The 10522-nt window shown below is 71.6% G+C and carries 8 protein-coding genes; 1 reads left to right on the top strand and 7 read right to left on the bottom strand.

The genetic code is table 11. The features are described from left to right. Positions 1 to 128 precede the first annotated feature (128 nt). The 4 genes from FLM69_RS10250 to guaB all read right to left on the bottom strand — a co-directional run bounded on the left by FLM69_RS10250 (position 129) and on the right by guaB (position 4462). Positions 129 to 677 carry a DUF3817 domain-containing protein gene (locus FLM69_RS10250; RefSeq protein ID WP_141844125.1) on the bottom strand — a complete coding sequence of 183 codons (549 nt, stop codon included), beginning with the start codon at positions 675 to 677 and terminating at the stop codon, positions 129 to 131. Beyond that, positions 674 to 1639 (bottom strand): SURF1 family protein, encoded by a 966-nt coding sequence (locus tag FLM69_RS10245; protein WP_141844123.1) that lies wholly within the window; start codon positions 1637 to 1639, stop codon positions 674 to 676. Before FLM69_RS10245 ends, FLM69_RS10250 begins: the two co-directional genes overlap by 4 nt. A gap of 48 nt (positions 1640 to 1687) precedes the next feature. Beyond that, complete coding sequence (locus FLM69_RS10240; RefSeq protein WP_002857600.1) at positions 1688 to 2824, bottom strand: GuaB3 family IMP dehydrogenase-related protein; 1137 nt, start codon at positions 2822 to 2824, stop codon at positions 1688 to 1690. Positions 2825 to 2917: 93 nt separating this feature from the next. Further along, on the bottom strand, positions 2918 to 4462 hold the full coding sequence (guaB, locus tag FLM69_RS10235; RefSeq protein ID WP_063190103.1) for an IMP dehydrogenase: 1545 nt from the start codon (positions 4460 to 4462) through the stop codon (positions 2918 to 2920). A gap of 185 nt (positions 4463 to 4647) precedes the next feature. On the opposite strand from guaB, the gene FLM69_RS10230 reads away from it, so the two are divergent. Continuing rightward, the gene (locus FLM69_RS10230) at positions 4648 to 6081 is read left to right on the top strand and encodes a dicarboxylate/amino acid:cation symporter (protein WP_061867093.1); all 1434 of its coding nucleotides are present in this window, start codon (positions 4648 to 4650) and stop codon (positions 6079 to 6081) included. 1 nt (position 6082) lies between these two features. Here FLM69_RS10230 and FLM69_RS10225 read toward each other — a convergent pair whose 3' ends face one another. The 3 genes from FLM69_RS10225 to groES all read right to left on the bottom strand — a co-directional run bounded on the left by FLM69_RS10225 (position 6083) and on the right by groES (position 10172). Beyond that, entirely contained in the window at positions 6083 to 8038 is a 1956-nt protein-coding gene (locus FLM69_RS10225; RefSeq protein WP_141844121.1) for a BCCT family transporter, read from the bottom strand. Positions 8039 to 8159: 121 nt separating this feature from the next. Further along, entirely contained in the window at positions 8160 to 9767 is a 1608-nt protein-coding gene (gene groL, locus FLM69_RS10220; protein WP_141844119.1) for a chaperonin GroEL, read from the bottom strand. A 108-nt stretch (positions 9768 to 9875) separates the two neighbouring features. Further along, on the bottom strand, positions 9876 to 10172 hold the full coding sequence (gene groES, locus FLM69_RS10215; protein ID WP_002857590.1) for a co-chaperone GroES: 297 nt from the start codon (positions 10170 to 10172) through the stop codon (positions 9876 to 9878). Positions 10173 to 10522 lie beyond the last annotated feature (350 nt).

Below are 10522 nucleotides of genomic sequence, written 5' to 3'. Positions count from 1 at the left end.
TTATTTTTTTTTTCAAGCAGAAGCCGGCATACGGGATGTAGCTCCGTCGCGTGGGCTCGGAGATGGGTATAAGAGACGGGTCGGGGTGGGGGGCGTTCTGCGTCACCCGTCCAGGATAGTCGAGGCGCTCAGTAGCGCCGCGCGGCGTCCGGGAAGCGGTGCAGCTCGTCCCGGACCACGCGGGTCATGCGCTTCTCCACCACGAAGGACAGGAACGGCACGACGCCGCCGCCGGCCATCGCCAGCAGACGCAGCGGCTCCCAGCGCATCAGGGACCACAGGCGGAACGAGGCGAGCAGGTACACCACGTACATCCAGCCGTGGGCGATGAGGATCAACAGGGACAGGTTCACTCCCCCGGTCACGCTGTCCGTGGGGTGCAGCCCCAGGCCGTTGGCGTCCCCGTCCACGGTGGTGCCGCCCGCGTAGAGCTCCACGTGCATGCCGTACTTCAGCACCATCTCCGCCACGAGCAGCAGGAGCATGATGCCGGTGATCCACGCGCACACCACGTAGAGGCGGGTGGCGGAGCGGATCTGCTGCTGGGTGCCGGCGAAACGGCGCTGCTCCCGGCCCGGCCGCGGGGGCGGCTCGGGCAGGTCGGCCTCCGTGATGTCCTCGGGATCCGGCAGGCTCGCCGGGTCCACCGGCTGGGGGCCGGGGCGCTGGGTGCTCATCGGCTCTGCTCCTCTCGGGGCCCACGGGGGCCCGGGTCGCGGGGGTCGGGGCGCGCGGCCCCGTCGTCGTCGTGGTCCTGGCGTGGGTGCGCCGCGGCCTGCGCCGCGACGGCCCGCTCCTTGGCCTCGCGCGCGGCCGCCCGGCGCCGCTCGAGCTCCTCGGCGCGCCACTGCGTGGCCCACTCCTCGTCGAGCCGGCGCTCGTGCTCGTCCCGGAGGTGGTCGTCGCGGACGAACCGCCACCACAGGAACAGGGCGAAGCCGGCGAACAGTATCCACTCCACGGCGTAGAAGACGTTGAGCCAGATGATCTGGGTCTCCTCCGGCTGCGGGGCCACCCACACCGGCTCGAGCCCGCCGGGGCCGGCCGCGCCCGTCTCGGCGCCCGCGGCGTCGACCATCTGGAACGCCGCGACGTACGCCGCGTAGGACGGCTCGTCCCACACGTTCACCAGCTGGGCCGGGGCCAGGCTGCGGTACAGGAGCCGGTCGGCCGTGTCCTCGGCCGCGGCCTCGCGCGGCAGCAGCCCGTCCGGGGGCAGCAGGCGCCCGGTGACGGTGACCTGCCCGGCGGGCGCGGGGTCCACGACGTCGGCGTCGGCCGACCAGCCGCGGACCACCGGGACGACCTCGCCGTCCGGGGCGCCGGCCACCCGCAGGGCCGTGACCGTCCAGTAGCCGTCGCGGCCGTTCAGCAGGCGCGGGCCGACCAGGACGTCCGTGCCGGGCACGAACTCCCCCTCGACCGTGACGACCTGGTCGGCCTGCGAGCCGAGCAGGGCCTCGTAGGGGCGCACGTGCTCCAGGAACGGCACGGCGTGCTCGGTCTGGGTGCGCGGCGGCGGTGCGTTCGTCTCCGCGGACTCGAACTGCCACTTGGACAGCGCCACGAAGACCGCGGCCGCCACGAGGGCCAGCACCAGGGTGGCCAGCCAGACGGGCTTGAGGGCGGTGCGCAGCACGCCGTATCAACTCTTCCGGTCGGGGGTGCCGCCATGCGGCGGCGGGGATCAGACGGTCTGGGTGGGGGTCACGAGGACCTCCACCTTCTGGAAGTCCTTGAGCTCGGTGTAGCCGCAGGTGGCCATGGCGCGCTTCAGGCCGCCCATCAGGTTGGACGTGCCGTCCGCGTGGCGGCCGGGCCCCCACAGGACCTCCTCGAGCGGAGCCACCTGGCCCACGTGGGTGCGGTGCCCGCGCGGCAGCTCCGGGTGGGCGGCCTCGAGGCCCCAGTGCCAGCCGCCGCCGGGGGCGTCGGTGGCGCGGGCCAGGGCGGCGCCCAGGACGACCGCGTCCGCGCCCATGGCGATCGCCTTGACGATCTCCCCCGAGGTGGAGACGCCGCCGTCGGCGATCACGTGCACGTAGCGGCCGCCGGACTCGTCCATGTAGTCGCGGCGCGCCTCGGCGATGTCCGAGATGGCCGTGGCCATCGGCACGCGGATGCCCATGGCGCGGCGCGTGGTGGTGGACGCGCCGCCGCCGAAGCCGACGAGCACGCCGGCCGCGCCGGTGCGCATCAGGTGCAGGGCCGGCGTGTAGCCGGCCGCCCCGCCCACGATCACGGGCACGTCCAGCTCGTAGATGAACTGCTTGAGGTCCAGCGGCTCCTGGGTGGAGGAGACGTGCTCGGCCGAGACGGTGGTGCCGCGGATGACGAACAGGTCCACGCCCGCCGCCACGACGGTGCGGTAGAACTCCTGCGTGTTCTGCGGGGTGAGCGAGCCCGCGACGACGACGCCGGCCTCGCGGATCTGCGCGAGGCGCTCGGTGATCAGATCGGGGCGGATGGGGGCCGCGTAGGCCTCCTGCAGCTTGCGGGTGGCCTCGGTCCCGGCCGGGCCGGCCTCGAGGGCGGCGATCTCCTCGAGCAGCGGGCGCGGGTCCTCGTGGCGGGTCCACAGGCCCTCGAGGTTGAGGACGCCGAGACCGCCCAGCCGCCCCATCGCGATGGCGGTCTCGGGGCTCATCACGGAGTCCATGGGCGCACCGATCACGGGCATGTCGAACGTGTAGGCGTCGATGCGCCACGTGAGGCTGACGTCCTGGGGATCCCGGGTGCGCCGCGCGGGCACCACGGACACGTCGTCGAGGGAGAAGGCCCGGCGGCCGCGCTTGCCGCGGCCGATCTCAATCTGGTTCGTCACCGGGCCAGCCTAGCCCAGGCGCCACGGGGGCGGCGCCGACCGTGTCGTCGGCGCCGCCCCGTCCGGGGGCTCCCCCCGGACCCGACGTGCGGGTCAGCGCGAACGGTAGTTCGGGGCCTCGACGGTCATCATGATGTCGTGCGGGTGGGACTCCTTCAGGCCCGCCGCGGTGATGCGCACGAAGCGGCCGTTCTCCTTGAGATCGGCCACCGTGGACGCGCCCGTGTAGAACATCGTCTGGCGCAGGCCGCCCACGAGCTGGTGGACCACCGAGGCGACCGGGCCCCGGAAGGGCACCTGGCCCTCGATGCCCTCGGGGATCAGCTTGTCCTCGTCCGGCACGTCCGCCTGGAAGTAGCGGTCCTTGGAGAAGGAGCGCGTGCCGTTGCGGGTCTGCATGGCGCCCAGGGAGCCCATGCCGCGGTAGGTCTTGAACTGCTTGCCCTGGTAGAACACGAGGTCGCCCGGGGACTCGGCCGTGCCGGCCAGCAGGGAGCCGAGCATCACCGAGTCGGCGCCGGCCACGAGGGCCTTGCCGATGTCACCGGAGTGCTGCAGACCGCCGTCGGCGATCAGCGGGACGCCCGCGGGGCGCGTGGCCTTGGCCGCCTCGTAGATGGCGGTGATCTGCGGGACGCCGACGCCGGCCACCACACGGGTCGTGCAGATCGAGCCCGGGCCCACGCCCACCTTCACGGCGTCCGCGCCGGCGTCGACGATCGCCTTGGCGCCCGCGTAGGTCGCGGCCTGACCGCCGATGACGTCGACGTGCGCGGCCGCCTTGTCCTTCTTCAGGCGCGCGATCATGTCCAGCACGCCGTGCGTGTGGCCGTTCGCGGTGTCCACCACGAGGGCGTCCACACCCGCCTCGACGAGCGCCATGGCGCGCTCCCAGCCGTCGCCGAAGAAGCCGACGGCGCCGCCGACGCGCAGGCGGCCCTCGTCGTCCTTCGCGGCGTCCGGGTACTGCTCCGCCTTGTCGAAGTCCTTGATGGTGATCAGGCCGGTCAGGCGGCCCGCATCGTCCACGAGCGGCAGCTTCTCCACGCGGTTCTGGGAGAACAGGCGGATGGTCTCGGCGCGCGAGACGCCCTCCTGCGCGGTGATCAGCGGCATGCGGGTCATGGCGGTGTCCACCGTGCGGGTGGCCCACTCCTCGCGCGGGATGAAGCGGGTGTCGCGGTTGGTGATGATGCCCAGCAGCGTCATGTCCTCGGCCACCACCGGCAGGCCCGAGACGCGGTACTGGGCGCACAGCTCGTCCAGGTCGGCGAGCGTGGCGTCGGGGCCGATGGTCACGGGGTCCTTGATCATCCCCGACTCGGAGCGCTTCACGGTGTCCACGTGGCGGACCTGGTCCTCGATGGACAGATTGCGGTGGATGATGCCCATGCCGCCCTGGCGGGCCATGGCGATGGCCAGCGGGGCCTCGGTCACGGTGTCCATCGCCGCGGAGACGATGGGGATGTTCAAGCGGATGTTGCGGGTCAGCCGGGTGCCCGGGTCCGCGTCCGCGGGGATCACGTCCGTGGCGTTGGGCAGCAGCAGGACGTCGTCATAGGTGAGGCCGAAGAAGCCGAAGGGATCCGAGGAGGAGTGGACGGGCTCGGGGCTGGGACCGGTGCTGGTGTTGGTCACGAAGGCGCCTTTCGGGACGGGTGTTTCCGCGATTCTATGCCCGGGGGTCAAACCGGCGACCCGGGTGCGGGCCACATCACAGGACCCCCGCGCTGGGCCACGCGGGGGCGAGACGGACGTCACCACGACGTCACATGGAGCAATCCGTTTCGGCGTCATGGTATTAGACCGCCTAACCTCCCCGGATGAGCACCGCACAGTCCTCCCCCGCACCGGCGCCCCGACGCCGGCTCCCCGCCTGGACGTCGAACTTCGGCTGGCAGATCGCCGCCGCCCTCGTCCTCGGCCTCGTCCTGGGCCTGATCGCCCGCGCGACGGGGCACACCTCCGAGCACCCGACCTGGCTCGGCGAGACGCTGGCCACCGTCGGCAGCATCTACATCAGCCTGCTGAAGGCCACGGTCGTCCCGCTGGTCTTCTTCGCCGTCGTCGCCTCCATCGCCAACCTGGCCCAGGTGACCAACGCGGCCCGCCTGGCCGCCAAGACCCTGCTGTGGTTCGCCATCACGAGCCTCATCGCGGTGCTCATCGGCCTCGCCGTCGGCGTCGTGCTGCAGCCGGGCGTGGGCACCGGCCAGACCGCGCCGGCGTCGTACCAGGCCAAGGACGTCGGCTGGCTCGACTTCCTGACCTCCCTGGTGCCGGCGAACTTCCTCGGCCTGACCGTCAAGACCACGGCGGGCGAGGACGGCGCGCTCGCCTCCTCCCCCACGTTCAACGTGCTGCAGATCCTCGTGATCGCGATCGTCGTGGGCGTGGCCGCGCTCAAGGTCGGCGAGAAGGCCGCCCCGTTCCTCACGTTCTCCCGCTCGGTGCTCGCGATCATCCAGAAGCTGCTGTGGTGGATCATCCGCCTGGCCCCGATCGGCACCATCGGCCTGCTGGGCAACGCCGTGGCCTCGTACGGCTGGTCCACGATGGGCACGCTGGCCAAGTTCGTGGTGGCGATCTACGTGGGCCTGGCCCTCGTGATGCTCGTGGTGTACCCGGTGCTGGCGCGCCTGCACGGGCTCTCCGTCAAGCAGTTCTTCACCGGCGTGTGGCCGGCGTTCCAGCTCGGCTTCGTCTCCCGCTCCTCCCTCGGCACGCTGCCCGTCACCCAGCGGGTGGCCGAGCGCAACTTCGGCGTGCCCACCGGCTACGCCTCCTTCGCCGTCCCGCTGGGCGCCACCACCAAGATGGACGGCTGCGCCGCGATCTACCCGGCCGTGGCCGCGGTGTTCATCGCCCAGTTCTACGGGATCGACATGAGCCTGAGCCAGTACGCCCTCGTGGCACTCGTGTCCGTGCTGGGCTCGGCCGCGACCGCCGGCACCACCGGCGCCACCGTGATGCTCACGCTCACGCTGTCCACCGCCGGGCTGCCCCTCGAGGGCATGGCCCTGCTCCTGGCCGTCGACCCGATCGTGGACATGGGCCGCACCGCCCTCAACGTGTCCGGCCAGGCCCTCATCCCCGCGCTCGTGGCCTCCCAGGAGGGCATCCTCGACCGGGACCGCTACGACGCCCCACGCGGCGACATCTTCGGCGAGGACGAGGAGGAGATCGTCGAAGCCCGCGCCCACGCGACCGCCGACTCCCGCGCCCAGCTCGTCGGCACCCCGGAGCCGCGCGCCTGAGTCAGCGGCCGGACGGGCCTGCTCCGGCGGGCCCGTCCGCGCCGTCCCCGTCCCCCTCGTCCAGGTACTCGCCCAGCACGTAGTCGTCGTCCACGGGGTTCCCGTCCTCGTCCGTGCGGCGGTACCAGTCGGTGATCTCCGCGGCGGTGGAGTCGAACCCCTCGCCGGCCGCGTACCAGCTGCCCGGCGGGGTGCGCTCCACCGTGAACGCGAAGTCGTCCCCGTACTCCACCAGGCCCCGCACCGTCGCCTTCTCGACGGCGGCCCGCTGGTACCGGTCACGGATCGCGAAGGGGTCGTTGGCCAGTTCGCGCTGGAGCGCGACCGCCATGAGGACGAGCACCACGGTGAACGGCAGCGCCGTGATGGTGATGAGGTTCTGCAGGCCGGTGAGCGCGGTGTCGCCGCCGGTCAGCAGCATCACGACCGCGATGCCCGCCATGCACAGCGCCCAGAACACCGTGATCGTGCGGCGCGGGGCCGGGGCGCCGCGCTGCGAGAGCTGCGAGTTCACGATCGAGGCGGAGTCCGCCGTCGTGATGAAGAAGACCGCCAGCATGACGATCACGACCGGGGCCACCAGCCCGCCGCCGGGCAGCTGGTCCAGGACCACCCAGAAGATCTCCGCCGGCGCGGGCAGCGAGGCGGCCGTGCCGTCCAGCGCCACGGAGCCCTGCGTCCGCTGCAGCCAGATGGTGGTGCCGCCGATGATCGTGAACGCGCCGACGATCACCGCGGCCGGGATGAACAGGGCGCCGAGGACGTACTGGCGGATGGTCCGGCCCTTCGAGATCTTCGCCATGAACACGCCCACGAACGGGGCCCAGCTGACCCACCACGCCCAGTAGAAGATCGTCCAGCTGGAGAGGAACTCCTGCATGTCCTCCCCCTCGGCCATCGAGGCGCCGAGGGCGTCCGGGGCGGAGGAGACGTAGTCCATCAGGACGCCGGGCACGATGTTCAGCAGGAACGCCGTCGGGCCGACGACGAAGAAGAACAGCGCCAGCCCGAGGGCGAGCAGCATGTTGATGTTGGACAGCCACCGGATGCCGCGGGCCACACCGGACACCGCCGAGAAGATGGTGCCGATCGTGAGCACCACGATGATCCCCAGCGCCACCGTGTTCCCCGGCGCCGACCACCCCGAGACGATCTCCACGCCGCGGCCGATCTGCAGGGCGCCGATGCCCAGCGAGGCCGCCGTGCCGAACAATGTGGCGATGATCGCGAGCCCGTCGATCAGGCGCGCGCCGACCGAGTCGCTGCGCTGGGAGTCGCCGAACAGCGGCGCGATGATCAAGCTCATCAGCGGCACCCGGCCCCGGCGGTAGGACACGTAGCCGACCGACAGGCCGACGATCGCGTAGATCGCCCACGCGTTCACGCCCCAGTGCAGCGCGGCCTGGGCCAGCGCGCCCGTCACCGCCTCCTCGCTCCCCGCCTCGTACGCCCCCGGGCGCGGGGCCAGGTAGTAGGTCAGCGGCTCGTACGGGCCGAAGAAGATGATGCCGATGCCGATGCCGGCCGCGAAGAGCATGGCCGACCAGCTCGCCGTGGAGTACTCGGGCTTCTCCCCGTCCAGGCCCAGCGGGATCTCGCCGTACCGGGAGAACGCCAGGACCAGCAGGAACACCACCATCCCGATGGCCAGCAGGACGAACAGCCAGCCGGCGTGGACCATCACCCAGTCGAGGGCCGCGCTCGAGACGGCCAGCACGGCGTCCGGCTGCAGCACACCCCACACCACGAAGCCGACCACCAGCAGGCCGATGACGGCGAGGATCACCCGGTCCACGCCGTAGCGCACCCGGCGGTCCTCCACGGACACGCCCGGCACGAGGGCCGGGTGGATGCCGTGCGGATAGGAGAACTCGCGGACGAAGCGGCGCAGCCGGGGCCGGGCCGGGGTCCGGGTCGGGTGGGACCCGGTGGGACGGGGCGGCGTGGGTGTGTCCATGGGCACACCCTAGAGGGCACCCCGGACGGCCGGCGTCTCCCGCCCGGACGACGACGGCCCCTCACCCGGGCGGGTGAGGGGCCGTCGTCGACAGCCGGCCGCGTCAGGGCCGACTCAGGGGTCAGTGCTGGTGGTCGGCCTCGTCCTCCTCGGCGGGCTTGTCCGCCACGAGGGTCTCGGTGGTCAGCACGAGGGCCGCGATGGAGGCGGCGTTGGCCAGCGCGGAGCGCGTCACCTTGACCGGGTCGATCACGCCGTCGGCGATCAGGTCGCCGTAGACGCCGGTCTTCGCGTTGAAGCCGTGGTTCGGCTCCAGCTCGGCGACCTTGGAGACCACCACGTAGCCGTCCTCGCCCGCGTTCTGGGCGATCCAGCGCAGCGGCTGCTTCAGGGCCTTGCGGACGATGTCCACGCCCACGGCGGCGTCACCGGTCAGGGCCTGGACGTCGGCGTCGGTGTCGAGCACGGTCAGCGCGTTGATGAGGGCGGTGCCGCCGCCAGCCACGATGCCCTCCTCGAGGGCGGCGCGGGTCGAGGACACGGCGTCCTCGATGCGGTGCTTGCGCTCCTTGAGCTCCACCTCGGTGGCGGCGCCCACGCGGATCACGCCGATGCCGCCGGAGAGCTTGGCGAGACGCTCCTGGAGCTTCTCGCGGTCCCAGTCGGAGTCGGTCGCGGCGGCCTCGGCCTTGATCTGGGCGATCCGGGCCTCGACGTCCTCGGGCGCACCGCCGCCGTCGACGATGGTGGTCTCGTCCTTGGTGACGGTGATGCGGCGGGCGGAGCCGAGCACGTCCAGGTCGGCCTGCTCGAGCTTCATGCCGAGGTCCGGGGAGACGACCTGGGCGCCGGTGAGGATCGCGATGTCCTGCATCATGGCCTTGCGGCGGTCGCCGAAGCCCGGAGCCTTGACGGCCACGACGTTCAGGGTGCCGCGGATCTTGTTCACCACGAGGGTGGACAGGGCCTCGCCCTCGACGTCCTCGGCGATCACGAACAGCGGCTTGTTGGCCTGCACGACCTTCTCCAGCAGGGGCAGCAGCTCCTGCACGTTGGAGATCTTGCCCGAGTTGATCAGGACGTAGGCGTCCTCGAGCACGGCCTCCTGACGCTCGGCGTCGGTGACCATGTACGGGGACAGGAAGCCCTTGTCGAACTGCATGCCCTCGGTGACGTCCAGCTCGGTGGAGGTCGTGGAGGACTCCTCGATGGTGATGACGCCGTCGGTGCCGACCGTGTCGAACGCGCGGGCCAGCAGCTCGCCGACCTCGTCGTTCTGGGCCGAGATGGCGGCCACGTGGGCCACCTCCTGGCCCTCGACCGGGCGGGCGTTCTCCTGCAGGCGCTGCTCGACGGCGGCCACGGCCACCTCGATGCCCTTCTTGACCTCGCCCGGCGCGGCGCCGGCGGCGACCTGGCGCATGCCCTCGTTCACGAGCGCCTGGGCCAGCACGGTGGCGGTGGTGGTGCCGTCGCCCGCGATGTCGTTGGTCTTGGTGGCGACCTCCTTGGCGAGCTGGGCGCCCATGTTCTCGTACGGGTCCTCCAGCTCCACCTCACGGGCGATCGTGACGCCGTCGTTGGTGATGGTGGGGGCGCCCCACGCCTTGTCGAGCACCACGTTGCGGCCCTTGGGGCCGAGGGTGACCTTGACGGTGTCGGCGAGCTTGTCGATGCCGGCCTGGAGGGCGCGGCGTGCGTCGTCGTTGAAAGCCAGCTGCTTGGCCATGACGGACGCTCCTTTCGTTCAGGGAGTCAGGGGGTGCGGGGACGCGAGGGGCCCGGGGCGCGCGCACCGGTGCGGTGCGCGCCGCTCACCGGGCCCGTCGCGGCGGGGTCACTTGGTGACGACGGCCAGCACGTCGCGGGCGGAGAGCACCAGGTACTCCTCGCCGCCGACCTTGACCTCGGTGCCGCCGTACTTGGAGTACAGCACCACGTCACCCTCGGCGACGTCGACCGGCACGCGGTTGCCGTTCTCGGCGACCCGGCCCGGGCCCACGGCCACGACCTGGCCCTCCTGCGGCTTCTCCTTGGCGGTGTCCGGGATCACGAGGCCCGACGCGGTGGTCTGCTCGGCCTCCAGGGGGCGGACAACGATGCGATCCTCGAGGGGCTTGATGGAGACAGACATGCTGCACACTCCTTCTTCGTCGACGTGCGGCTCCGGCGGGCTCGCCGGTCCGCTGATGCTGTGGTCTGCGGGTGCGCCACGGGCGTCAGACCCTCCGTCGTCGCGGTGCCGGACGGTCCACCTCGGGCATTGGCACCCGGTACCCCCGAGTGCCAGCCCCGATTCTACTCCGGGTTTTGGCACTCCTTCAACATGAGTGCCAGCCGTGTCCCCGCCGTCCGCCGAGGGCGGAGGCTGTCTCCCATACACATCTGACGCTGCCGACGCCGCATCAAACATCCAATCACGTATGGCAGTAACCCTGTACATTACAAAAGCCATCTAATCACCAGTGCTACATCGCTATGTTA

The sequence above is a fragment of the Micrococcus sp. R8502A1 genome, from assembly GCF_006704135.1.
Classification (GTDB): Bacteria; Actinomycetota; Actinomycetes; order Actinomycetales; family Micrococcaceae; genus Micrococcus; species Micrococcus luteus.
Note: the sequence above shows the minus strand (reverse complement) of the source record. Positions and strands in the feature narration are given on the sequence as shown.

What these genes read in the sequence shown, in the direction of transcription:
- FLM69_RS10250 (WP_141844125.1), bottom strand. Translation starts at nt 677, where the DNA reads ATGAGCACCCAGCGCCCCGGCCCCCAGCCGGTGGACCCGGCGAGCCTG.
- FLM69_RS10230 (WP_061867093.1), top strand. Translation starts at nt 4,648, where the DNA reads ATGAGCACCGCACAGTCCTCCCCCGCACCGGCGCCCCGACGCCGGCTC.
- FLM69_RS10225 (WP_141844121.1), bottom strand. Translation starts at nt 8,038, where the DNA reads ATGGACACACCCACGCCGCCCCGTCCCACCGGGTCCCACCCGACCCGG.
- groL (WP_141844119.1), bottom strand. Translation starts at nt 9,767, where the DNA reads ATGGCCAAGCAGCTGGCTTTCAACGACGACGCACGCCGCGCCCTCCAG.
- groES (WP_002857590.1), bottom strand. Translation starts at nt 10,172, where the DNA reads ATGTCTGTCTCCATCAAGCCCCTCGAGGATCGCATCGTTGTCCGCCCC.